Source organism: Streptomyces sp. PA03-1a (assembly GCF_033792805.1).
Lineage (GTDB): Bacteria > Actinomycetota > Actinomycetes > Streptomycetales > Streptomycetaceae > Actinacidiphila.
Map to the genome: position 1 here is coordinate 1 of NZ_JARAVO010000041.1, position 23,478 is coordinate 23,478.

At 71.5% G+C, this 23,478-nt stretch carries 25 protein-coding genes and 2 pseudogenes; 14 read left to right on the forward strand and 13 right to left on the reverse strand.

Annotated features, from left to right (window positions below; genetic code table 11):
* The first annotated feature begins 134 nt into the window (after positions 1-134).
* Positions 135-1,538 carry a Si-specific NAD(P)(+) transhydrogenase gene (gene sthA / locus PV341_RS11870; protein WP_499509511.1) on the forward strand — a complete coding sequence of 468 codons (1,404 nt, stop codon included), beginning with the start codon at positions 135-137 and terminating at the stop codon, positions 1,536-1,538.
* Positions 1,539-1,688: 150 nt separating this feature from the next.
* Entirely contained in the window at positions 1,689-2,465 is a 777-nt protein-coding gene (locus PV341_RS11875) for a class I SAM-dependent DNA methyltransferase (RefSeq protein WP_500357619.1), read from the forward strand.
* 191 nt (positions 2,466-2,656) lie between these two features.
* Here PV341_RS11875 and PV341_RS11880 read toward each other — a convergent pair whose 3' ends face one another.
* A complete protein-coding gene (locus tag PV341_RS11880) occupies positions 2,657-2,833 on the reverse strand; it encodes a hypothetical protein (protein WP_500357620.1) in 177 nt (58 codons plus the stop codon).
* A gap of 24 nt (positions 2,834-2,857) precedes the next feature.
* Positions 2,858-3,118, reverse strand: coding sequence for an acyl carrier protein (locus tag PV341_RS11885; protein WP_500357622.1), 261 nt, complete (start codon positions 3,116-3,118; stop codon positions 2,858-2,860).
* Between the two features lie 371 nt (positions 3,119-3,489).
* Here PV341_RS11885 and PV341_RS11890 point away from each other — a divergent pair, with 371 nt between their 5' ends.
* Complete coding sequence (locus PV341_RS11890; protein ID WP_500329627.1) at positions 3,490-4,713, forward strand: alpha/beta hydrolase family protein; 1,224 nt, start codon at positions 3,490-3,492, stop codon at positions 4,711-4,713.
* 32 nt (positions 4,714-4,745) lie between these two features.
* On the opposite strand, the gene PV341_RS11895 is transcribed toward PV341_RS11890, so the two are convergent.
* A complete protein-coding gene (locus PV341_RS11895; RefSeq protein WP_500357624.1) occupies positions 4,746-5,678 on the reverse strand; it encodes a 2-dehydropantoate 2-reductase in 933 nt (310 codons plus the stop codon).
* A gap of 68 nt (positions 5,679-5,746) precedes the next feature.
* Here PV341_RS11895 and PV341_RS11900 point away from each other — a divergent pair, with 68 nt between their 5' ends.
* A complete protein-coding gene (locus PV341_RS11900; protein ID WP_500357625.1) occupies positions 5,747-6,379 on the forward strand; it encodes a CGNR zinc finger domain-containing protein in 633 nt (210 codons plus the stop codon).
* A 9-nt stretch (positions 6,380-6,388) separates the two neighbouring features.
* On the opposite strand, the gene PV341_RS11905 is transcribed toward PV341_RS11900, so the two are convergent.
* The 3 genes from PV341_RS11905 to PV341_RS11915 form a co-directional block, all read right to left on the reverse strand.
* Entirely contained in the window at positions 6,389-7,288 is a 900-nt protein-coding gene (locus PV341_RS11905) for a LysR family transcriptional regulator (RefSeq protein WP_500357627.1), read from the reverse strand.
* A gap of 137 nt (positions 7,289-7,425) precedes the next feature.
* A complete protein-coding gene (locus tag PV341_RS11910; protein WP_500329633.1) occupies positions 7,426-8,385 on the reverse strand; it encodes an NAD(P)-dependent oxidoreductase in 960 nt (319 codons plus the stop codon).
* Positions 8,386-8,802: 417 nt separating this feature from the next.
* On the reverse strand, positions 8,803-9,264 hold the full coding sequence (locus tag PV341_RS11915) for an ATP-binding protein (RefSeq protein WP_499509520.1): 462 nt from the start codon (positions 9,262-9,264) through the stop codon (positions 8,803-8,805).
* 173 nt (positions 9,265-9,437) lie between these two features.
* Here PV341_RS11915 and PV341_RS11920 point away from each other — a divergent pair, with 173 nt between their 5' ends.
* Positions 9,438-9,674, forward strand: coding sequence for a DUF397 domain-containing protein (locus PV341_RS11920; RefSeq protein ID WP_500329635.1), 237 nt, complete (start codon positions 9,438-9,440; stop codon positions 9,672-9,674).
* Between the two features lie 89 nt (positions 9,675-9,763).
* Positions 9,764-10,672, forward strand: a complete 909-nt coding sequence (locus tag PV341_RS11925; protein ID WP_499509522.1) for a Sco1979 family transcriptional regulator — start codon at positions 9,764-9,766, stop codon at positions 10,670-10,672.
* Positions 10,673-10,725: 53 nt separating this feature from the next.
* Here PV341_RS11925 and PV341_RS11930 read toward each other — a convergent pair whose 3' ends face one another.
* Entirely contained in the window at positions 10,726-11,541 is an 816-nt protein-coding gene (locus PV341_RS11930) for an SAM-dependent methyltransferase (RefSeq protein ID WP_500329637.1), read from the reverse strand.
* A 238-nt stretch (positions 11,542-11,779) separates the two neighbouring features.
* On the opposite strand from PV341_RS11930, the gene PV341_RS11935 reads away from it, so the two are divergent.
* Both PV341_RS11935 and PV341_RS11940 read left to right on the forward strand, forming a co-directional pair.
* Positions 11,780-12,067, forward strand: a complete 288-nt coding sequence (locus PV341_RS11935; protein ID WP_500329639.1) for a DUF1905 domain-containing protein — start codon at positions 11,780-11,782, stop codon at positions 12,065-12,067.
* A gap of 139 nt (positions 12,068-12,206) precedes the next feature.
* Positions 12,207-12,590, forward strand: a complete 384-nt coding sequence (locus PV341_RS11940; RefSeq protein WP_500329641.1) for a VOC family protein — start codon at positions 12,207-12,209, stop codon at positions 12,588-12,590.
* Between the two features lie 645 nt (positions 12,591-13,235).
* On the opposite strand, the gene PV341_RS11945 is transcribed toward PV341_RS11940, so the two are convergent.
* Together PV341_RS11945 and PV341_RS11950 are read right to left on the reverse strand one after the other, a co-directional pair.
* The gene (locus PV341_RS11945) at positions 13,236-14,825 is read right to left on the reverse strand and encodes a site-specific integrase (RefSeq protein WP_500329643.1); all 1,590 of its coding nucleotides are present in this window, start codon (positions 14,823-14,825) and stop codon (positions 13,236-13,238) included.
* Between the two features lie 26 nt (positions 14,826-14,851).
* Positions 14,852-15,472 (reverse strand): helix-turn-helix domain-containing protein, encoded by a 621-nt coding sequence (locus PV341_RS11950; protein ID WP_500357629.1) that lies wholly within the window; start codon positions 15,470-15,472, stop codon positions 14,852-14,854.
* Between the two features lie 103 nt (positions 15,473-15,575).
* Between PV341_RS11950 and PV341_RS11955 the strand changes: the two genes are divergently transcribed.
* Complete coding sequence (locus PV341_RS11955) at positions 15,576-15,806, forward strand: DNA-binding protein (protein ID WP_500329646.1); 231 nt, start codon at positions 15,576-15,578, stop codon at positions 15,804-15,806.
* 75 nt (positions 15,807-15,881) lie between these two features.
* Here PV341_RS11955 and PV341_RS11960 read toward each other — a convergent pair whose 3' ends face one another.
* Entirely contained in the window at positions 15,882-16,187 is a 306-nt protein-coding gene (locus PV341_RS11960) for a hypothetical protein (RefSeq protein ID WP_500357631.1), read from the reverse strand.
* Between the two features lie 105 nt (positions 16,188-16,292).
* Positions 16,293-16,697: a protein kinase family protein gene (locus tag PV341_RS11965; RefSeq protein ID WP_500357633.1), complete on the reverse strand. Its 405-nt coding sequence runs from the start codon at positions 16,695-16,697 to the stop codon at positions 16,293-16,295.
* Positions 16,698-17,047: 350 nt separating this feature from the next.
* On the opposite strand from PV341_RS11965, the pseudogene PV341_RS11970 reads away from it, so the two are divergent.
* A pseudogene (locus tag PV341_RS11970) lies at positions 17,048-17,254 on the forward strand (ABC transporter ATP-binding protein); the annotation flags it as partial.
* Here PV341_RS11970 and PV341_RS11975 read toward each other — a convergent pair.
* Positions 17,234-17,314, reverse strand: a pseudogene (locus PV341_RS11975) (helix-turn-helix domain-containing protein); the annotation flags it as partial. The pseudogenes PV341_RS11970 and PV341_RS11975 sit on opposite strands and share 21 nt — an antisense overlap.
* Positions 17,315-17,582: 268 nt before the next feature.
* On the opposite strand from PV341_RS11975, the gene PV341_RS11980 reads away from it, so the two are divergent.
* The 3 genes from PV341_RS11980 (at position 17,583) to PV341_RS11990 (ending at position 20,664) form a co-directional block, all read left to right on the forward strand.
* Positions 17,583-18,530: an NmrA/HSCARG family protein gene (locus PV341_RS11980; protein WP_500357635.1), complete on the forward strand. Its 948-nt coding sequence runs from the start codon at positions 17,583-17,585 to the stop codon at positions 18,528-18,530.
* Between the two features lie 58 nt (positions 18,531-18,588).
* A complete protein-coding gene (locus PV341_RS11985; protein WP_500357636.1) occupies positions 18,589-19,653 on the forward strand; it encodes an MBL fold metallo-hydrolase in 1,065 nt (354 codons plus the stop codon).
* 153 nt (positions 19,654-19,806) lie between these two features.
* Complete coding sequence (locus tag PV341_RS11990) at positions 19,807-20,664, forward strand: helix-turn-helix transcriptional regulator (RefSeq protein WP_500357638.1); 858 nt, start codon at positions 19,807-19,809, stop codon at positions 20,662-20,664.
* Positions 20,665-20,901: 237 nt separating this feature from the next.
* Here PV341_RS11990 and PV341_RS11995 read toward each other — a convergent pair whose 3' ends face one another.
* Positions 20,902-22,464 carry an MFS transporter gene (locus PV341_RS11995; RefSeq protein WP_500357640.1) on the reverse strand — a complete coding sequence of 521 codons (1,563 nt, stop codon included), beginning with the start codon at positions 22,462-22,464 and terminating at the stop codon, positions 20,902-20,904.
* A gap of 89 nt (positions 22,465-22,553) precedes the next feature.
* Here PV341_RS11995 and PV341_RS12000 point away from each other — a divergent pair, with 89 nt between their 5' ends.
* Positions 22,554-23,456 (forward strand): LysR family transcriptional regulator, encoded by a 903-nt coding sequence (locus PV341_RS12000; protein ID WP_500357642.1) that lies wholly within the window; start codon positions 22,554-22,556, stop codon positions 23,454-23,456.
* The last annotated feature ends 22 nt before the right edge of the window (positions 23,457-23,478 follow it).

Sequence of the window (23,478 nt, forward strand, 5' to 3'; positions counted from 1 at the left end):
CGGCGATGCGGCCGGTGGCGTCCCCGGGTCCCCGGGCACGGGTCCCGCACCCGTGCCCGGGGACCCGGGGACGCCACCGGCCGCATCGCCGACAGCCCTTTCCCGGGGACGCCGTGGCCTGACAGACTCGTCCGGTGACCGAATTCGACCTGCTCGTCATCGGATCCGGCCCGGGTGGCCAGAAGGCCGCCATCGCCGCGGCCAAGCTGGGCCGCCGGGTCGCCGTCGTCGACCGCCCCGACATGGTCGGCGGGGTCTCCATCCACTCCGGCACCATCCCGTCGAAGACGCTACGCGAGGCCGTGCTCTACCTGACCGGGCTCACCCAGCGGGACCTGTACGGCCAGAGCTACCGCCTCAAGGAGGACATCACCATCGCGGACCTCACCGCGCGCACCCAGCACGTGGTGAGCCGCGAGGTGGACGTGATCCGCAGTCAGCTCTCCCGCAACCGCGTCACCATGCTCACCGGGACCGGCCGCTTCATGGACGACCACACGGTCGCCGTGGAGGACCCCTCCGGCCGCGAGGTGCTGGTCACCGCCGGGAACATCGTCATCGCCACCGGGACGCGCCCGGCCCGCCCGTCGACCGTGGAGTTCGACGACCGCACGGTGATGGACTCCGACAGCGTGCTCAACCTGGACCGGGTGCCGCGCTCCATGGTCATCGTCGGCGCCGGCGTCATCGGCATCGAGTACGCCTCGATGTTCGCCGCGCTGGGCAGCAAGGTGACGGTGGTCGAACAGCGCGACGGGATGCTGGACTTCTGCGACGTCGAGGTGGTCGAGGCGCTCAAGTACCACCTGCGGGACCTCGCCGTCACCTTCCGCTTCGGCGAGACGGTGGCGGCCGTGGAGCGGCATGCGACGGGCGCGCTGACCGTCCTGCAGAGCGGGAAGAAGATCCCCGCGGACGCCGTCATGTACTCGGCCGGGCGGCAGGGCCTCACCGACGCCCTCGACCTCGGCAAGGCGGGCCTGACCGCCGACAAGCGGGGCCGGATATCGGTGGACGAGCACTACCGCACCTCCGTGCCGCACATCTACGCCGTCGGCGACGTCATCGGCTTCCCGGCGCTCGCGGCCACCTCCATGGAGCAGGGCAGGCTCGCCGCGTACCACGCCTGCGGCGAACCGGTGAACGCGATGCACGGCCTGCAGCCCATCGGCATCTACACGATCCCGGAGATCAGCTTCGTCGGCCGTACGGAGGACCAGCTCACCGACGACAACGTGCCCTTCGAGGTGGGCATCTCGCGCTACCGAGAGCTGGCCCGCGGCCAGATCATCGGCGACTCGCACGGCATGCTGAAGCTGCTGGTGTCCACGGAGGACCGCACGCTGCTCGGCGTCCACTGCTTCGGCACCGGCGCCACCGAGCTGTTGCACATCGGCCAGGCGGTGATGGGCTGCGGCGGCACGGTCGACTACCTGGTCGACGCCGTGTTCAACTACCCGACCCTCGCCGAGTCGTACAAGGTGGCCGCCCTCGACGCCACCAACAAGCTCCGCCAGATCAACCGCCTCACCGGCTGACGCCGGGCCGTCGCGTGCGGGGCGCCCCGGCCGGGGCGCCCCGCACACCGGTACCACCCGTTCGGAGGGGGAACGGCGGGGGCGCTGCGTGGCAGCCTCCCGAGAGGGACGAAGAACGCGTCCCCCGTGACCCCCGAGGGAGTACCCGCCATGGCCACCAGGAAGAACCTCCGGGCCGACCGGACGAGCCTCACCCACAAGGTCGGCTACGCCCTCCGGCACCCCACGCGGGTCGCCGGGTACGCGCGCCGGGCCGCGCGGGACCGCTGGCTCGCGCACCGGCACCGCGACCACGTGGCGTACTACCGGGCGGTCATGGCCAGCGACACCGCGCGGGACCCCGAGGCCGCCGTCGGCAGCGGCAGCCACGACCGCTGGCTGGCGCTGGGCGCGATGCAGTTCGACTACCTGCGTGAGCACGGCCTGTCGCCCCGGCACCGGCTGCTGGACATCGGGTGCGGCAACCTGCGCGCGGGCTGGCGCCTCATCGAGCACCTCGACGCCGGCCACTACTACGGCATCGACATCTCCCCCGACATCCTGATCGCCGCCAAGCGCACCGTGACCGCGCAGGGCCTGCAGCGCAAGCTGCCGTACCTCACGCTCACCCACGACCTGACCTTCGACTTCCTGCCGGACCGCCACTTCGACGTGGTCCACGCGCACAGCGTCTTCTCCCACTCGCCCCTGGAGGTCATCGACGAGTGCCTGTCCCACGTGGCGCGGATCCTGGCCCCGGGCGGGTGGTTCGACTTCACGTTCGACCGCACCGAGGGGAAGGAACACCACGTGCTGCGCGAGGACTTCTACTACCGCACCGAGACGCTGATGGATCTGGCCGCCCGGCACGGGCTGCGCGCCCGCTTCATGGACGACTGGGAGCTGCGCGGCCACGGGCAGTCGAAGATCCGCGTCCACGCGGGCTGAGCCGTGCCGGACGTCCCGGCACGCCGGGGGCGTCCCCCCGGCGTGAGGCCGGAAGGGTCCTGCCGTCCGTGACGGCCCCTCGCGCGTACGACGGCGACGTGTTCAGGAGGCGCGTAGGCACGCAGGCTCCCGGCATCGACGGAGCCGTCACCCGCAGGGCCGACGTCGGCCACGAGCCCGTGCGCGCGCGCTTACGGTCCCGGCTCCGCCACCGCGGCCGGGCGGCCGGTGTCGATGCCGCGGTGCCGCAGCGCGGCGTCCCCGATGCCGGCCCCGCCCGCACCCGCGTCCCGGACCTGCCGCGGGACACGGCCTTCCCGGTCCTCGGCGAGAGCTACGTGGTGCCGTGCGCGGTGTGGGACGACCACGCCGCAGACGAGGCGTGGCCGTCGTCAGGGGGCCTCCGCGGCCTCCTGTTCGGCGCGCTTGCCGGCCACGTGCTCGACGAGGTCGCGCACGGTGCCCATCCGCTCGACCTCGTCGGCCAGCAGCATCACGCCGACCTCGCGTTCGACGGCGTCGGCGGCATGCTGCTTGGCCCGGTCGCCCAGGCGCAACCGGGCGAAGGTCGTGTCCGGCCCGATCTCCTCCGGCGCCACGTCCGCACATCCGGCGACCACCCTGCGCACGATGCCGGCGACGTCTTCGGTCATGTTCCCTCTCCCCTCCGGTGACTGTCCGATACGCCTACCCCGCCGGCGGCGGAGGACCGCACCGGTGCGCCGGGCCGTTCGGGGGAACGGCCGGTGTCGTGGGCCGGCGTGCCGGGGCGCGGCTCGTACGTTCGGCCGGTATGACGCACCTTCCGCACGGCCCCGCCCCCGCGCCCACCCGTCGCACCGCGCTGGCCGGGCTCGCGGCAGGGGCCGGGGCCCTGGCGGCCGCCGGGTGCACGCCCTCGGGCGCCTCCCCCGCGGGCCCGCCTTCGCCCGGCGGTCCGGGAACGGGGCCCGGGTCCGGGTCCGGGTCCGGGCGGACGTCGGCCTCCGCTGCGGGTCCCGCGGGCGGCGCCACCCCCGGGGTGATGACCCTCTTCGACGACCCCGCCTACGACTTCAACGCGCTCCTGGCCCTCGGCGCCTGCGGCTACGGCTCCGCCGAGGCCGGTGAGGTGCTCACCGCCGTGAACGCCGTCACCACGGCGGGGGTGTCGGCGCAGTCGTACACCCGCACCTTCAGAGAGCTGGGCGACCGGCTGCTCACGACGCCGAGGGGCAGCATGCCCGGGCGCCAGACCACACGGTTCCGGACGCTGCGGGCGGCCCAGTACTACGGCCAGGCGCTGTTCTTCGTTCTCGGCTCCGAGGACCCGGGCAGCGAGGAGCAGCTCTACCGTGCCGGGCGCCGCGCCTGGGACGCCTTCTGCGAGCGCTGCGATCCGGCCCCGGTGACGGCGGGCGTGGCCTGCGGGAGGACGCGGATGCCGGTGTGGTTCTTCCGCCCGGAAGGGGCGCAACGGCGCAGGCCCACGGTGATCCTGACCAACGGCAGCGACGGCCAGAACGTCGACATGTGGACGTACGGCGTGTCGGCGGCCCTGGACCGCGGCTGGAACGCACTCGTCTACGACGGCCCGGGGCAGGGCCATGTGCTCTTCGTGGAAGAAGTCGTCTTCACCCCGCGCTGGGAGAAGGTCGTCACCCCGCTGGTGGACTGGCTGACCGCCCGCTCCGACGTGGACCCCGGCCGGATCGCCCTCACCGGGCTGAGCATGGGCGGCAACCTGGCGCCCCGGGCGGCCGCCTTCGAGCACCGGATCGCCGCCCTGGTGGCGATGCCCGGCTGTGTGTCCCCCTGGCTGGCCTTCCCCCAGGAGGTCCGGGAGATCCTCACCGCCGACAAGGAGCGGACCAACGCCGTCTGGACCAAGGAGGTCGTCCCGGCGCTGAGCCCGTCCGAGGCGGCGACGCTCAAGAAGCGCTTCGAACCCTTCTCCGCCCCGGCGATGACCGAGGCGCGGGAGGGCAGGATGTTCACCGACTTCTTCACCCCCGCCCGCCTCATCGCCTCACTGGACGTCAGCGACGTGCTGGGCCGGATCAAGGCGCCCACCCTGGTGCTGGACTACGAGTTCGAGCAGTTCTACCCGGGGCAGCCGCGCCGGATGTACGACGGGCTCACCGCCCCGAAGGACTACGTGAAGCTCACCGCGGCCACCGGGGCGCAGCTGCACTGCTCCCCGATGGCCCCCCAGCAGCACTGCGAGGTCGTCTTCGACTGGCTGCAGGACACGCTCTCGGTGCGCTGACCGGGGGCGGGACCGGCCGCCCCTTACGGCGGTCACGGCACGCGCGGCCGGCCCGGCACATAGGGCGCGAGGATGTCGGCCACGGTGCGGTTGCGGGGCGTGGGGACGCCCAGTTCGCGGCCGAGGTCGGCGACGCCTCCGCTGAGCCACGGCAGTTCCAGGCGGTTGCCCTGCTCCAAGTCGTTGTGCATGGAGGAGGTCATCGTGGCGGGCAGCGTGTCACAGAAGGCCAGTTGCTCGTCGACGAAGGACTCGTCGACGCGCACGCCCGAGGCCCGGCCGACGGCGACGACCTCCGCCATGACGTCGCGCAGCAGCGACCGCGTCGCGGGATCGGCGCGGACGACGCCGATCGGCTGGCGCACGGCCGAGGTGGTGCCCGACAGGCCCGTGAGGAACACGAACTTCTGCCACAGGACCCGCGCGATGTCGGCGCTGACCTCCGCGTCGACGCCGGCCTTCTCGCACACCTCGCGGAACTCCTCCGCCCGGGCCGCCCCCTGCCCGTCGTACGGGCCGAAGACCAGCTTCTGCATCGTCCCGCGGTGGGAGACGACGCCGGGTTCCTCGATGACGGCGGAGATGTAGCAGACCCCGCCCCACACGGCCTCGGGCGGCAGGTGCCGGCGCAGGACCGAGTCCTTCTGGACGCCGTTCTGAAGGGAGATCACCCGCGCGCCCGCCTCGGCGAGGCCGCGCAGCCGGGTGGCGACGTCCTCGGTGTCCCACAGCTTGACCGCGACCAGCACGACGTCGGCGGGACCGACGTCACCGATGTCCGGCACGAACCGGTCGGCCGGTGCCCGGAACTCCCCCAGCGGGCTGCGGACGGCCAGCCCGCCGTTGGCCCGGATCGCCTCCAGGTGCCGACCGCGGGCGACGAAGGTGACCTCGTTGCCCGCCTCCGCGAGACGGGTGCCGAAGTAGCCGCCCACTCCGCCCGCTCCCACGACCGCTATGCGCATGGCGTGCTCCCTTCCCGGTCCGGCCTGGCCGATGGCTTGGTAACCGTCTTCAAGGTTACTATGGACACATGAGCGAGCGCGCACCGGCCACGGGGACCCCGGCCACTCCCCGCACCCGCGTCACGGCCAAGGTCCGTGCGCTGCGCTTCGACGCGGGCTCCCTCTCGCTCGACCTCGTCGCCACCGTCGGCCGCCGTCCCAGCACCCCCGTCGAGCGGCTCGGCGATCACGACCGCCTCCGCGCCTGGTGCGGCGGCGTCGGAGTGACGCTGCGGGACGGGGGGGACGGGACGGCCCTGCTCGACGCCCTCCACGAGCTGCGCGCCGCCGCCACCGACGTCGCCACCGCGGTCGTCGACGGCCGCACGCCGCGAGCGGAGTGCGTGGACCTGCTCAACGACCTGGCCCGCGTCGAGCCGCCCGCGCCCCTCCTCCGCGTCGACGCCCACGGGCGCCCGAGCGCCGGGACGGAACCGCTGTCGGCCGCCCAGTTGCTCTCCGCCGTGTCCCGGGACCTGATCGCGCTGGTCACCGAGCCGCGCCTGCGGGACCGGCTGCGCACCTGCGCCGCGGAGATCTGCGGCATGCTCTACCTCGACACCGGCAACGGGAAGCCGCGCAAGTGGTGCTCCATGGAGCGCTGCGGCAACAACGCGAAGGCCGCCCGGCACCGGCACCGCGCCTCCGCGCCCACCCCGTAGCCCCACCGCCTACGGCGACACCGGCTGGGCGAAGGCCGCGATGAAATGCCCGAGGTCACGCCGGTGCGAACTGGACGGCCACACCGCCCAGGTCCTGCGGACCAGGGGATCTCCCACCAGGGGCGACCACACGACCGTTTCGGGGATCGGCTGCGCCCAGTTCGGCGGGGCCAGCGCGAACGCCCGCCCGGTGATCACGGCCGCCAGCTTCACCTCCGCGATCAGCGGCTCCCCCGCGCCCGCCTCGGGACCCACGTCCAGCCCGTGGCTGCGCAGCACCGAGGTCAGCTCGTCCCACCAGGCCGGACTCCCGGCGCGGGGGAAGCCCACCCACTCCAGCCCCGCCAGGCACTCCAGGCGGACGCCGTGCGGTCCGGCGAGTTCGGCCGCCTGGTCCGCCGCGAGCAGCACCCCGAGGTTCTCCCGGACCACCAGCATCGCGTCGAACTCGGGCCCGGCCGGGCGCTCACGCGTCAGACCGACGTCGAGCTCGTCCGCGTGCAGCGCCTCCAGCTGGGCCGCCGTGGACAGATGACGGGCCTGCACCCTCGTGTCGGGGTAGGCCCGGGACAACTCGGTGAGCACGGGGGTCAGCAGGTCGGGCGGCAGCTCCAGCGGGATGCCCAGCCGCAGGGTGCCCCCGCCCTGCGCCGTCAGGGCCGCCATCGTCCGCACGGCCTGGTCGTGGCGCGCGAGCACGGCGCGCGCCTCGGAGAGCAGGACCGCCCCGGCCTCCGTGGTCCGTACGCCGGAACTGGACCGCACCAGGAGTTTGACGCCGAGTTGACGCTCCAGCGCGGTGACGGTCTGCGACAGCGCCGACTGGCTCACGTGCAGCCGCCGCGCCGCGGCGGACATCCCGCCCTCCTCCGCCACGGCGACGAAGACACGCAGCTCCCGCAGTTCCATCCGGCCATCCCACCACGCGGCGCCGCAAGGACGTCCCGACGGGCCAGGCGATTTCCCGATCGGGGAACACGCCGACCCCTGGGGGTGATTCGCCGGGCCGACCGGCCCCCGGGATGTTTCCCGGGGGCCGCCACCGCTCAGCGCGCGGCGGCCATCTGCGGCAGGACGTTCACCAGGGACTCGCCGCCCGCGTAGCGGGCCAGCTGCTGCGCGATGAAGGCGAGGGAGGTGGGCGTGAAGGCGTCGGTGAAGGCCCCGACGTGCGGGGTGATGAGGACACCGGGCAGGTACCACAGCGGGTGACCGCTGGGCAGCGGCTCGGGCGCGGTGACGTCCAGGGCGGCACGCAGCCGCCCGCGTCCGGCTTCGCGCACCAGCGCCCGCGTGTCGACGAGTTCCCCCCTGGCCACGTTGACCAGGACGGCCCCGTCCTTCATCAGGGCCAGGCGGGAGCCGTCCATCAGGTCGCGGGTCTCGTCCGTCAGGGGCGCGCACAGCACGACGGCGTCGGCGGAGGGGAGCAGCCCGGGCAGGTCCGCGAACCCGTGCACGTGGCCGTCCGCGGTGTCGCGCGCGGTACGTGCCAGCCGGACCACCCGGCAGCCGAACGGGGCGAGCCTGGCGGCCACGGCCCTTCCGACCGCGCCCTGGCCGACGATCAGGACCTCCTTGCCGGACAACGTGGGGAAGACACGCGGTTGCCACTGACCCAGGGCGTGCCGGCGGGAGAAGTCGTCCAGACCGCGACCCGCGGCCAGCAGCAGCGTCACCGCCAGCTCGGCCGTGGCCTCGCCGTGCACGCCGTTGGCCGTGGCGACGCGGGTGCCCGGGGGAAGCAGCCCCAGGAAGGGTGCGAGGTAGTCGTGCCCGGAGCTGAGGACCTGGAGGACCTCCAGCCGCTCGGCGTGGTGCAGCAGCCGGTCGAGGATCTGGTGCTGCTTGGCCGGGACGGGCGGGACGACGACGAACCGTACGTCCCGGGGATCGGAGGGGAAGGCCGAAAGACCGTCCCAGAAGTGGTACGACAGGCCGTCGGGCAGCGGTCCGGCGAATTCGCCGGACCGATAGGGCAGCCAGACCGCGCGGCTTTCTTGCATGAATCGCTGTGCTTTTCTGTGGAGCTCGGAGAACGGGCGTGCCACGCCGGGTGCGCCGGGGCGCCGTCCTTCAGAGCAGGGGCCCTTCCGTCGCGGACGGACGCGTCCGCGGGCCCGGAGAATCTGACATCGTTGTCAAACCGTGAACCTCACGAACGCTAGCACATCTAACGAAAGGGCCATTGACGGCGAGCGGCAGGAAACAGCGGCGCGTCAACAAAAGGTGAATTCCTTTCCCGGGAAAGGCAAAGACACAGTCATCGACCGCCCCGGAGAGCGCCGGCGTCCTCCCGGCCAAGCGGAGCGGCGAACCGTCAGGCCGCGGCGAGGCATCCCCCCGGTGCCCCGCCGCGGCGCTTCTGGCCCCCGTTCCCCCGTCCCACGGCGTCCGGTCTGCGGGACACCGTGGGGCGGAAGTCACATGGGCGCGGAGATCAGCGCCCAGACGGACTTGCCCGCCTCGTCGGGCGGTGTCCACCCCCAGGACTCGCTGAGCGAGTCGATGATGTGCAGCCCCCGCCCGGTCTCGGCGAACCAGTCCGGTTCCTTCACCACCGGGACACCCGTGCCGGGGTCGGCGACCGTACAGAGCACGGACTCGTCACGGCGGAGCAGGCCCAGCCAGACCGGCCGGCTCGACAACGGCGCGTACGCCGGGTCGTCGAGGCCGTAGCGCACGGCGTTGGTCAGCATCTCCGACACCACGATCGAGGCGGTGTCGACGATCGCGAGCATCCCCCAGTTGCTCAGGGTGGCACGCGTGAACTGCCGTGCGGAACCTGCTGCGTGGAGGTCACCGCTCAGGCCGCAGGCGGCAAAGCGTGACCCTGAGTCCTCGGTCAGGCCGTAGTCGAGGGGGATCGCCGGATGCGTAGTCATCGGGAACTCCGCAGAGCTGTCGGGCGGGGGGCGCGGTGCTGTCTGCGTCCACCACTATCCCCGCCGGATCCCTACCCGTGCAAGCACATCTGCAATTACAGTCGTAAGTGCAAGGGTAAGTACATCTGCACGTGCATCTGCACGTGCAGATGGCCCGTCAAGGAGGCGTAGCCATGCGGGAGTTCGACAACGGCGTACCGGCCACCGACATCGAGGGCGCGGACTGGAGGAAGAGCGGCCGGAGCAACCCCAGCGGCAACTGCGTCGAGCTGGCGGCGCTGCCCGGTGGAGGCTTCGCGATGCGCAACTCCCGCCACCCGGGCGGACCTGCGCTCATCTACACGCGCGCGGAGATCGAGGCCTTCCTCGGCGGCGTGAAGGACGGCGACTTCGATGACATGACGGGCTGACAAAACGTCGGCATGCCATAAGATGCGGCTGTATTCGGGCACCACTCAGTGAGACACTGACGGTCCGCCCAGTCACCACGGGAGCCGGCATGACCGCGACGCGGCCGAGCAACGAACCGTCGATAAGGCAGTACCTGGAGCACCCGCGCGGTGGTCCGACGGTGCTGCGCATCGTGCTCGGCACCCAGCTGCGGAGGCTGAGGGAGTCCCGGGGCATCACCCGCGAAGCGGCGGGTGACGCGATCCGCGGCTCCCACGCCAAGATCAGCCGCCTCGAACTGGGCCGCGTCGGCTACAAGGAGCGTGACGTCGCCGACCTCCTCACCCTCTACGGCGTGACCGACGAGACCGAGCGCGCGGACTGCCTCAAGCTCGCCCACCAGGCCAACACCCCCGGCTGGTGGCACCGGTACGCCGATGTGCTCCCCGGCTGGTTCGAGACGCTCGTGGGCCTCGAGGAGGCCGCCTCCGTCATCCGTACGTACGAGGTGCAGTTCATCCCCGGTCTGCTGCAGACCGAGGAGTACGCCCGCGCCGTCATCCGGCTGGGGCACCCCAGGGCGTCCGGGGTCGAGGTCGAGCGCCGGGTCGCGCTGCGCATGGAGCGCCAGCACCTGCTGAACGGGCCCAACGCGCCCCGGCTGTGGGCGGTCGTGGACGAGGCGGCGCTGCGCCGTCCGATGGGCGGCGCCGAGGCGATGGCGCGCCAGCTGGAGCGGCTCATCGAGGCGGCCGCGATGCCGAACGTGACGCTGCAGGTGGCGCCGTTCAGCGTCGGCGGCCTCGCCACCGCGGGCGGACCGGTCACGATCCTGCGTTTCCTGGAGCCGGACCTGCCCGACATCGTCTACCTGGAGCAGCTCACCAGCTCGCTGTACCTGGACAAGCAGGACGACGTCGACAACTACCTGGCCGTGATGGACCGGCTCAGCGCCGAGGCCGAGCCCCCGGTCCGGACGCCGGACTTCCTGCGCGACTTCCTCAAGCAGTTGTCGTGAGCTGACGCGGTTCCCCGGGGCCGGCCCTTCCGGCCCCGGGACCCCTGACGTCCTCAGGCCTTGTGGCCGACCCCGCCGAACTCGATCCACTCCTGGGTGGCCTGTCGGGGCGCAAGGTCGGTGTCGGGGCGCCAGGTGGACACCTCGACCAGTCCCGGCTCCAGGATCCGCAGACCGTCGAGGAAGCCCTCGACGTCGCTCTCCTGACGGACCCGGCCCCAGTTGCCCTGGGTGCTGGCGTCCATGAACTCGGTGACGAAGTCGCGCACCGCCTTGTCCTCGCTGACCAGCTGGCACACCACGAGGAAGCTGCCCGGCGCCAGCCGCTCCGCGACGCGCCTGACCAGGCCCGCCGGGTCGTCCTCGTCGGGGATGCAGTGCAGGACCGAGACGAAGAGGGCGGCGACCGGCTGGCTGAAGTCGATCAGCCGCTCCACCTCGGAGTGGCCGAAGATGCCGTCGGTGTCACGGAAGTCGGCCTGGATGACGGCCGTGTTCTCGTTCTCCTCCAGCAGCGCACGGCCGTGCGCCAGCACGATCGGGTCGTTGTCGACGTAGACGACGCGCGCGGCCGGGTCGACGCGCTGGGCGACCTGGTGGACGTTGTCCTGCGTCGGCAGGCCTGACCCGTGGTCCAGGAACTGGCGTATCCCGTACTCGCGGGCGAGCACGCCCACGACGCGCTGCAGGAACCTGCGGTTGTTGACCGCCAGTTCCTTGGTGCTCGGGACGACCTTGAGCAGCTCCTCGGAGGCCTCACGGTCGACGGCGTAGTTGTCCTTGCCGCCGAGCAGGAAGTCGTACATCCGGGCGACGCTGGGAATCCCGGTGTCGATCGCGGTCGGCAGCGGCTCTCGCTCCTGGCTCATCCGGCCCCTCACAGTCCTGCCCACGCCCTGAACGCGGGGTGATCGCGGAAGTCCCATTCTAGGCTCAAGTCACCCTGCCGCCCTGCGGTTTCACCCATGGGAAGTGAATTGATCGCCAACATGTTTGACTCCTGAAACACCATCAGTCACCGCGCTACCGGACGTATCCCCCTCGCTACCGGGGCGCCACCTGTACGCTGAGGCGGTCCGGCCACCCTGCAGGAACGGGACCGACCCCATGGAGCTCGTCTTCGCCGGCCGTGTGATCGAGTGGCGCGGACCATCGCCGTACTACTTCGCGACCGTCCCGGAGGAGGAGTCCGAGCACATCCGCGAGGTGGCCGCGATGGCCACCTACGGCTGGGGCGTCATCCCCGTCGAGGCCCGCATCGGGGACACCGCCTTCACGACGTCGCTCTTCCCCAAGGACGGCGGTTACCTGCTGCCGCTGAAGGTCGCCGTGCGCAGACCCCAGGGCATCGCGGCCGGGGACGAGGTGACCGTGGAGATGACGGTCCGCCTCTGACGTGACGGCGACGCCCCGGGCGGTTCGGTCCCGTTGGGGGCGGCGCGCGCTCAACCGACCCGCCACCGGTCGTCGCAGGCCGAACGCCCTTCTGCGCGAAGGCGTGGACAACCCCCCGGCGCCGCGACAGACTACGGCCGTGCGATCACGAACGCTGGGCATGTGGTGGGGCACCGCCATGGAAGCACCGGATCCCGCCGCCCTCGCGGCGTTCTACGCCGAGCTGCTCGGGTGGCCCGTCGTGCACGAGGAACCGGGCACCTCCGTGGTCGCCGCGCCCGAAGGTCCGGCCTACCTCGTGTTCCAGCAGGCGACCGGCTACCGGGCCCCCACGTGGCCGCCCGCCGACGGCGATCAGCGGCCCATGATGCACTTCGACTTCCAGGTCGGCGACCTCGACGGCGCCGTCGCCGACGCGGTCGCGCTGGGCGCCTCGCTCGCCGGCCACCAACCCCGGGAGAACGTCCGCGTCCTCCTGGACCCGGCCGGCCACCCCTTCTGCCTCTGCCTGGACGAGGAGTAGGCGCGAGCGGTGCGGTGGACGCGTGCTCCCGGCCGCGTCACGCTCGGCGCCTGCGATCCCACATCGCAAGACAGCGTGTCCTGGAATGCGAGACCGAGGTCAGGGTCGGCCGGGCGGCGACGAGGCCAATCGGGCGCATGACGAGTTGATCGCCGACGACGACGTCGTGGGCACGTGCGTCAACGCCGCCCGCGCAGACGGGTTGAGTCCGAGCTCGTACGCCGCGGCCTCGCCTTACGCGTTGCCCGCGACGAGTTCCTGCGCTTCACGTTGGAAGGCGCCACCGTGATCACCTTCTGGCGTCACGACCCTTGCGCATGGGCCTCCTTCGCGGTGCGAACGGGGTCCATGTGCGGCCGGGGCCGTGTCGGTTGCTTGCAGGGGCGGCAGGATTCGAACCTGCGGCGTGCGGGTTTGGAGTCCGCTGCTATGTCACGCCGCTCCATGTCGGCTCATGCCGCTTCGTGCCCCACGTACCGGAACATTCAGGTCAGGCTCCTCTTCGGCGCCCAGGCCTTCCCCTGTTGGTGACGGCTCATGCTGCCCCGTATCGGCTCGTTCCGCATCGTCCGAGCGAGCACTGAGCGAGCAGAAGGACTCGTCGACCTGCAGCAACACGTACCCCGCCGGCTGCTGACTCCGGCCCTATCCATCGGCCGAAACGGCATCCTCGCGGCTGCGCCGGGCGCGCGGGACCAGGGCCGCGGCTCGCTCCGCGATATCCCGGTCCGTTTCCTCCAGCAGCTCGGTGTACGTGTCCGATGTCAGCTGGATCGTTGAGTGCCGTAGCGTCGTCTTGACCGCATGGATGTCGCCGCCGCCAGCGTGGATGAGGGTCGCCGCCAAGTGCCGGAGGTCGCGGAGGTTGATCGGGGGCAGGCCTGCTCGCCGGTAGATCCGCCGGAACTCGCGGCTCACCTTGGCAGGGTGGAGCCACGTGCCGTCGGGCTGGGTGAACACCTTCCCCGTGTCCTGCCAGTCCACGACGTCCTCCCCCGCCTGCCGCCTCTCGGCCGCTTTCCGGTTCCAGCTATCCCGCTCGGCGAGCTGCCGCGCCCGGTGTTCCCGCAGGACGCCCACGTTCAGCGAGTCGAGGGCGATCGTGCCCGCGGACTCCTCGGTCTTCGGGTCGTCCTCGAACACCTCCCAGGAGTCAACGACCAACTCCTTCCCCACGGTGAGCGCATTGCCGTCGAGGTCCACGTTGCGCCAGTCCGCCCCGACGCCCTCACCGCGGCGCAGGCCTCGGAAGGCGATCAGATGGAAGAACGCGTACAGGTGACTGCCCATGGCCTCATCGAGAAACGTCCCGAGCTGCTCCGGGGTCCAGACCATGACCGCACTCGGCTTCTCTCCGGTGCGCTCCCAGTGCTCAACGTGTCGGTCCGTCCACAGCTTCGCCTTGGGTCGCTTGCCCGGGGACAGTTCCACCCACTTGGCCGGGTTGAACGTGATGAGCTGCTTCCTGATTGCGGCGTTGAGTGCGGCCCGCAGCGTCGCCCGGATGCGCTGCAGCGTCGCGGGACCTGTGATGATGCCATAGGGCGGCATCGCGGCCAGTCTCTCGCGCTCGGCCGCCAGTTGCTCGGACTCCGCCCGCGAGGGCCGACCGTTCTTTCCCCAGCGGCAGCGGGCCTCTTGTTCTCGCCGCGCGGCGTTTTGCGCCGCAATCACCTCGTTGCGTTCCTGGTAGGCGTCGAAGAACGCCTGACAGTGGGCAATGTTGAAGCGGTCGAGCCTGTACTGCCCGACCCCGGGCTTCAAGTGCACGCGGATGTGAGACTGATAAGCCTTGGTCGTCAAGCGCTTCGTCTTCTTCGCCTCGGCCCACTGCTCCAACCACTCGCCGAGGGTCACGGTGCAGTCGAGGGCCACTCCGCCTGCAAGACGGCGCTTAACTTCCGAGGAGTCCGGGATGCTGGCCCGGTCGCGTCCAACCGCCGCCAGGAGATCACCGATCCGCGTCTCTCGCTGCTTGTCGTCGGCGGCGTCGACGAGGTCCAGGACCGCACGGAGCTTGTCAAGGTCGCTCTGCGCGTCCTTGACCGTCGCGTAGCCGGTGCGGCGGAAGATCCGCCGAGACCCGTCCGCAGCCGCCGGGATTTCCTGTTGGAGCTGGTAGGTACCGTGGTTCCGCTTCGACATCATCGGGCACTCCTTGCCCAGCCGTTTGCCGTCCCTTCCCCGGCACTCGCAACGCCTTGTAATGCTGCCAGCACGGCGTGCGGCGGCCATTCGTCCTCCTCGTATAGATTGTGTGCCTACTGGGCTGGCGCACGGTCGCCGCCGGGCGGCAGCGGTGCCACTTTGTCCAGGCCCGCCAGTGGCGGCAGCCGCAGTCCTCGGCGGGCAATCTCGTCGCGTAGCTCATGAAGTTGGGTCGTCAGGTCGCGGGCAACGTCACGGGCCGCCTCAGCCTCCGGGCCGTCCGGCTCACCGTGCCACTGGTACTCGGCGATGGCCTGCTCCCAGATCCCCCGGTACAGGTTGCGGATGCGGACCTCGAGGTCGCGGTGGCGACGCAGCAGCGCCAGGGGCGAGGAGGCAGGTGCAAGGAGGCCGTGCCACCACTCGACCGCGGCCAGGGGCGGGACGGGCTGGCCGGGCAGGTGCTCGACCTCGTCGACGTGACCAACGGGGAACACCAGCGTCGCCGGCGGCACGTCCAGGGCGGCGGCCAGGACCATGACCTCCGCCACCGTGATGCTGCCGCGGCGGCCATTCTCCAGGTTGGAGATCACCGTCCGGGGCATCGGCGCGCCCAACGCCTCGCACGCGTCGGCAAGCTGCTGGGCGCTCATGCCGCGGCCAGTGCGATGCCGGCGGATCTCGTGGGCGATCGTTCTGCTGACTCGCGTTGTCCAGTCCGGGCTCTGCTCCATGGTGACCCAAAGTACGCGCACGATTGCTCTGCGCCAACCCATGCCATACTGTGCGCCGGGAATACCCACAGCCGCGCATTTTGCCCTCAGGAGTTGTGCCGAAATGACCCAAACCTTGACGGCGGACGAAGTGCTCCGCCTGCCGGCGACGACGGACCTCGAGACCGCCGCCGCGGCATTCGGCATTGGGCGAACCACGGCATACGACCTCGCCCGCAAGGACCAGTTCCCGTGCAAGGTGATCCGGGCCGGGCGCGTCCTGCGTGTCGCCTCGGCGGACATCATCCGCGCCCTCGGCCTGGAGCACCGGGTCCCCGTCGCGTCCCAGGGGTAAGCGGCCCGCTCCCCGGGACGTCGCGGGCCCGGCAGGCTCACCGCTGCCGGGCCCGTCTTCACGTCCGCCCCCGCCTCATGCCGAGGCGGCAACCGGCTCGTTGACCAGGGCCGTGCCCAGCAGGATCACCAGGTCCGCCGCCGACGGCCGCCGGTAGTCCGGCTGGGACATCACGTGACTGAGCACGTGCTGGGCAGCGGGCCACACCGTGGCGTCCCGGACCGGGATCACGTGGGTGGCGATCGAGTGCCGCAGTCCGGCGGCGTCCATGGCGCGCGGGTCGACGATGGCCTCCTCGTAGGAGAGCGGCCACTCGTCGGTGATCGCCCACCACAGGCTCGCCGCCAGTGGGTACACCTCGTCCGTGGAGGTGACGACCACGGGCTGGTGTCCGCGGTGGACCTTCCACGCCAACTCGGGGGCGAGGAGGTGGGGCAGGCCGCCCCGGAACAGGTTGGACGGGCCGAGGGTGAGCGGGTGCCGCGCCTATGAGCAGTCCCGGAACCGCACGCCGGCGGGGGTGTGCACGAGGTGGTCGGGCTCGATGTCGCCGTGTACCCAGCCGACCGCGTGGAGGGCAGCCACCGCTTCGCATAGCGCGACCACGGCGTCCCGCGCGGCAGCCAGATCGATGGTCCCGTCGCGTACGCCGGCGAGCACCTGCTGGGTCGACGGGCCCTCGTGCCAATCCGTGAGCATGCACGCGGCGCCCGGGCTGCGGCCGTGTGCCCTCACCGCCGAGGCGCCGTAGATGCCGGCGACCGCGGCGGACTCGCGGAGCACGATGACCGTCCCGTCCACGCCCGCGCCGCACTTCACGGCTGCGGTCCGGAGCGGGCCGGTCGCCTGCCACACCATGCAGCCGCGCCGGTCACTGACCGGTTCCAGCACGGTTCCGTCACCACATGTCGCATCTCCACGTCCGCCTCCCGGCCCGGCTCCCCGCCGCGTACTGCGCGGTGTGGGCCGTGTCCCGGGCTGCTCCTCGCCCTAAACGGACTTGCCGGGAGCCTGCCGGTGCTGCTGGTCCTCGCTGCCGTCTAGGGGATGATGGCCCCGTTCTGCGGCGTCACCCTGCGAACGTACCTCGCCAGGTTCCCGGCCGGGCCGCGGCGCCGACTGATGTCGCTGGACTCACGGTCATCCGCACCGCCGGGACGGCGTCGATGCCCCCCGTCCCCGCGCTCGCGGCGGGCTCCCCCGCGGCCGGGTTCCTGGCCGGCGGCCCGGGCACGGTGGCCGTCTCCGCCCTCGCGCTGGCCCTCGTCTACGGACTGGGCGGCCGCTTCGCGCTCACCGGCGCCCTCGACGCCGGCTCCGTGGTCACCCTCGCCCTCCTCCTGGCCCGCCTCTACGCGCCCCTGACCTCCCTCGCGGGCGCCCGCGTCGACATCATGAGCGCCCTGGTCAGCTTCGAGCGGGTCTTCGAGGTCCTCGACCTCAAGCCGGATCCGTTCACGTAACGCCCGCCGCTCAGCGGTCAGGCCCCCACCCTGCGCATACCGCATAGCAACGGCATACCGCAGGGATCATCACCCGTCACCACCCGACGCCCACACGAAAACCTCAGTAGGCGGGGATGGCCGGCGCCCAGGGAGTGCAGGAAGGCAGGCAGGACGCCGGTGACCTCCCCGCCGGCGGTCGACCACCGGGCGCGCCGGTCCGCCATGAGCCTCGCCCAATCCGTGCCTGGTTGGCCTTCCGGAGTGCTCGCACCATCGAGTCGTGACAGGGCAGCGGAGCCCGTCGCGTTCACACGATGCGGAGTGATCGGCAATGACCCAGAAGAAGATCATCGCGGTACTCGGGGCCACGGGTGCGCAGGGTGGCGGACTGGCCCGCGCCATCCTCGCGGAGCCGGACGGCCCATTCGCGGTCCGGGCGATCACCCGTGACGCGGATTCGGACAAGGCGCGTGCTCTGGCCGGGCGCGGCGCGGAGGTCGTCGAGGCCGACCTCGGCGACGAGGGGAGCCTTCGCCGGGCGTTCGACGGCGCGCACGGCGCGTACGTGGTGACGAACTACTGGGAGGGCATGTCCGCCGAGACGGAGCTGGCGCAGGCCGGCAATGCGGCGCGGGCTGCGAAGGACGCGGGGCTGCGGCATGTGGTCTGGTCGACACTGGAGGACACCCGCGCCCACTTCCCGGTCGCCGAGGCGCGCGTGCCCCTGCTCGACGGGGCGTACACCGTTCCGCACTTCGACGCGAAGGCCGAGGCGGACCGGTTCTTCATCGACCTCGGCGTGCCGACGACGCTGCTGCGCACCACGTTCTACTGGGAGGCGTTCCTGCAGGGCTTCGCCCCGCGTCGTGACGACTCCGGGGATCTGGTGCTGAGCCTGCCGATGGGCGGGAGCGCGCTGGCCGGGATCGCCGCGGAGGACATCGGCAGGGTGGCACTGGCGATCTTCGGCCGTGGTGAGGAGTTCGTCGGGAGGACGGTCGGCATCGCCGGTGAGCATCTGACCGGCGAGGAGCTGGCCTCGGCGTTCGCCGAGCTGTACGGCGAGCCGGTGGTCTACCGCCCGCTCACCCACGACCAGTTCCGTGAGCTGGGCATTCCCGCCGCCGCGGAGATTGGCAACATGTTCCAGTACTACACCGAGGCGGCGGGGGCCTTCACGGGAGCCCGCGACCTGGGCCTCGTCCGGGACCTGCACCCGGGTGTGCAGACCTTCCGCGAATGGCTGACCGCCCACAAGGACGCCCTCACCGTCGGCTGAGACCACCACCACCGCGTTGCCGCCGGCAGCGCGCCCCCCACCTTCACCGGAGAGAAGCATGTCCACGTCCGACTCCTCCACCAGCCGACGGTCGTTCCTCGCCCGCACCGCCGCAGTCGCGGCCGCCCCGTCGGTCGCTGCGCTGGCGACCGGCACGCTTGCCCAGCCCGCGGCGGCCGCGGCCGCCCTGCCCGACTACGCCCCCGTCCCCGAGTCCGCGCTCGGCCCGGCCCTCAACGAACAGGGCTACTACGTCGGGCGGGTGGAGCGGAACCTGTACTGGGTCACCGACGGCACCTACCAGGCGGCGTTCCTCACGACCCGCGACGGCGTCGTACTCTTCGACGCTCCCCCGAGCATCGGCCACAACCTGCAGCGGGCCATCGACCGGGTCGCCGTCGACAACGGCGTCTCCCGCGAGGTGACGCACCTGGTGTACTCGCACCACCACGCCGACCACCTGGGCGCCTCCTCCCTGTTCGGCCGGCACGTCACACGCATCGGTCACACCGAGACCAAGCGGTTGCTGCTGCGGGACGGCGATCCGACGCGGCCGGCGCCCGACGTCACCTTCCAGGACCACCACACGCTCCGCGTCGGCGGGGAGCGCGTCAAGCTGGCCTGGCACGGCACCAACCACAGCCCGGACAACACCTACATCCACCTGCCCGACCACGACACGCTGATGCTCGTCGACATAGCGCTGCCCGGCTGGGTGCCCATCTACAACCTCAACGTCAGCGAGGACATCCCCGGCTTCATGGCCGCCCCGGCCACCGCGCTGTCCTACCCCTGGAAGCACTACATCGCGGGACACCTGGGCCGGCTCGGCAACCGCGACGACGTGATCCTGCACCAGCGGTACGTCGCGGACATCGCCGCCGGCGCCCGAACCGCCCTCGCCACCGTCGATCCCACGCCGTACTTCGCGAAATACGGCGCCAATACCTGGGCCGCGGTCAAGACCTACCTGGACGCCGTGACCGACTACGCCGCCGCACCCGTCATCGCGAAGTACACAGGCGTGCTGGCCGCCGCGGACGTCTTCACCACGAGCAGCACCCTGGTGATCCTGGAGTCGATCCGTCTCGACCTCGGCTACGGCTCGCAGATCCACCCCTAGTGCACCGATCCGCGGCACACCTCAGCACGGCGTCGAGCCGGCCGGCGAGGCGTGCCGCGGATCGGGTTTGGTGCCTTCCGCAGGCCGGCGCCCGGACCATCCACGCCCAGTCTGTACCTGGCAACGTGCTCGGCGAGAGCGATACTGGCGTGCATGGACCGCAATGACCTGGCCGAATTCCTGCGCACCATGCGGGAACGGCTGCAACCCCAGGACGTCGGCCTGCCGGCGGGCACCGCGCGGCGGACACCCGGACTGCGCCGCGAAGAGGTGGCCCGGCTCGCGCACATATCCGTCGAGTACTACGCGCGCCTGGAGCAAGCACGCGGCTCCAGCCCCTCCCGCCGTGTCCTGAGCGAACTGGCCCGCGCCCTGCGCCTGGGTACGGACGAACGCGCCCACCTCTTCGAACTCGCGGGCGTCGCACCGGAGTCGCCGACGGGACCACGCTCGGACGTGCCGGACTCGGTGCTGAACCTGCTGGAGCACATGACCGAGATCGCGGCATTCGTCGTCAATGCCCGCTACGACGTCGTCGCCTGGAACTCACTCGCCACGGCACTGTTCGAGGATTTCTCCGCCGTCCCACCGGCCCGGCGCAATCTCATCCTCCGCCATTTCCTGCATCCCGATCCCGCCTCACGGCACTACGGCATGACCGGAGCCGAGGAGTTCGGCCGCCTCGCGGTGGGCCACCTGCGCGCCGCCGCCGGCCGGTACCCCTCCGACCCGCGGATCCGCACCATGGTCGGCACACTACACAAGCAGAGCACCGAGTTCGCCGAGCTGTGGGACGGCCATCACGTGGAAAGCGGTGCCCACCACCGCAAGACCATGCAGCACCCCCTGGTCGGCACCCTGCAGCTGAACTGCGACACGCTCGCCGTGCCGATGCGCGACCAGTTCCTGGTGTGTTTCACCGCCGAGCGCGGCAGCCTCTCCCACAACGCGCTCCGGCTGCTCTCCGTCGTCGGCACCCAGGACATGACCCCAACGCCGGACAACGCCTGACGGCGCGGCGTCCCGGACCGATCCCGGATCGGCCGCCACCCGAGCCCGGACATTCAGCTGCCCTTGGGCAGATCCTGTTCCGCCCACACCACCTTCCCCCCGTGGTCCAGCGGCTGCCCCACCTATGGGACAGCTGGGAGACCAGAAGCATGCTCAGCGCGGCGTCGGCGACAGCGCCCATCAGCCCGAGACGGCCCCCGCCGTACAGGAGATGGACGCCCCGTTCAGTCGGTCCTGTCACCTCTCGTCGAGCTGCGCCGCGGTCCGCGCATTGGGCGTTCCGTCAGGGCCGGGCTGCCGGCGTTGGGGTTCGAGGCGGCGGGGTGTCGAGCCGAGCTGGTGCGCGACGATGATCGTGGCGAGGACCGCGAGAGCGGTCGCGATGTGGAACGACAGGCGGTAGCCGTCCACCGGAGAGCCGCTGTGGCCGGTGGAGGCCGCGGCGGCGGCGAGGATCGCCAGCCCGACCGCGGCGCCGGTCTGCTGGCTGGTGGTGAACAGCGCCCCGGCCAGTCCCTGGTCGCGGGCCTGGACCCCGCTGGTGATCGCGATCGACGCGGTCGGCAGTGCCAGCCCGACCCCGGCCGCGGTCAGTATCAGGCCGGGCAGTACGGCCGCTGGGTAGTCGGCCCCGACGGTGATCTGGGCGAGCCACAGCTGCCCGGCGCCCATGCAGGCCAGCCCGGCCAGCAGCACGGTCTTGATGCTGAACCGGGTCAGCAGCCGGCGGGTACCGAAGGTGGAGACGAGTACCACGGTCACGGTCGACGGGGCCAGTGCCAGGCCGGTCGTCACCGGGCTGAACCCCAGCACCTTCTGCATGTACAGCGACGCGAAGTACACGTAGCCGGCCAGGATGGCGCCGATCAGCAGCATGGCCGCGATCGCGGCCCGACGGGCCGGCTCCGCCAGGATCGGCAGGGGCAGCATCGGAGCCGTCGACCGCTTCTCGGCGCACACGAAGCCCGTGGTCAGCAGTACCGCCAGGGCGAGAGCGATGAGGGTGGCGGGCGTGGTGAAGCCGTGCTGCTGCCCGCTGCTGAGGCCGAAAATCAGCGCCGCGATGCCGGTGGTCACCAGCAGTGCCCCGCGCACGTCGAGGCTGCCGCCGCCGGACCGCTTCCCGGCCGGCAGGTGCGGGACCAGCGCGAGGATGACGGCGATGACCGGCAGGTTGATCAGGAAGACAGCCCGCCAGCCGAAGTACTGGGTGAGTAGCCCGCCGGCCACGATCCCGGCGGTCGCGCCCGCCGCGGTGGTGGCCTGCCAGATCGCCAGCGCCCGGTGGCGCGCTGCTCCTTCCGAGTTGGTCGTCGTCAGCAGCGACAGCGCGGCCGGGGAGACCATCGCCCCGGCTGCGCCCTGCACGATCCGGGCGGCGATCAGCATGATCGGCCACTGCGCCAGACCGCAGGCCAGCGAAGCGATCCCGAACAGGGCCAGGCCGACGGTCAGCACCTGCCGTCGGCCGAGCAGGTCCGCCAGGCGGCCGCCCGGCAGCAGCAGTGACCCGAAGGACAGCGCGTAACCGGTGACGATCCACTGCAATTGCGCTGCGGGCATGCCCAGCTCCCTCTGAACCGACGGCAGCGCCACGTTTACGATGCTGAAGTCCAGTTGCAGCACGAACTGGGCGGCGCAGATCAGTGTGATGACGAACGCGGCCCGCTGCGATCCGCTTCCGGCGGGTTGAGGCACGTCGTGCTTCGCCGAGTGGTCCGGCATGGTGGATCCCCTGTCCTTGATGTTCCTTACCGGTTCGTCGGTGTCAACCACGCAGGTCGGAACGTCGATGGCCATCCGGCGGCAGCGTGCGGAGATAGGCTGCATCTGTCTGACAGATGGAACTGCCCGGATGCACTGCAATGCAGGCCTGGAGGCGGCGGCCGATGGAACTCCGACAGCTACGGCACTTTCTGGCGCTGGTCGATGAGCGCAGCGTCACCCGCGCCGCAAAGCGAGAGCTCATCGTGCAGTCGGGCCTGTCGAACTCGCTCCAGGCCCTCGAACGCGAACTCGGCACGCCCCTCTATGTCCGCGGGACCCGGCCGGTCCGGCTCACCGCGGCCGGCGAAGCCCTGGTCGGCCCGGCACGCCGGACCGTGATCAGCGCCGCGCAGGCGGAAGAGGCCGTGCACCACACCCGTGACGTGCTCATCGGCACCCTGCGTCTGGGCGTCGGGCTTTCCGCCCAGCATCTGGTGCCGTTCGCCTCCTACCTCGGCGAGTTCACCCGCGATCACCCCGGTATCGACCTGCGCCTCCAGTACGGGCCCGCGCTGACGATGATCTCGATGATCGGGACCGGTGAGCTGGACTGTGTGATCGGACCCGCGGTCGGCCGGGTCCCCGGCATCCGGATGACCGGCCTCGCGCGGGAGCCGCTGCGCCTCGTCTGCCGTGCCGATCACCGCCTGGCGGAGCGGTCCGACGTCACCATCGCGGAACTGGCCGACGAGCGGTTCGTCGAGGTGCCCCCGCGGTGGACGGCCCGCCTGCTCAGTGACGCCGCGTTCGCCACCGAGGGGATCCAGCGCCGGGTCGTCTGTGAGGTCGGCGACTGGGAACTGTTCCTCGAACTGGTCGGCGCGGGCGTCGGCATCGGCTTCGCTCCGACCGGCCTGCAGTACCCGGTGCTGACCGACCCGGACAGCGTCCTGCGGTTCGTCGAGGTCGAGGGCGTGCGTCTGGAGCGGCACATCCACCTGATGCTGCCCCCGGCGGGCGAGACCAGCCCGGCAGCGGCGCGGTTCGCCGATCAGCTGCTGCGCGTCCGCTCAACGGGCGGCTGACCCGCCGCCCGTCGGCGACCGC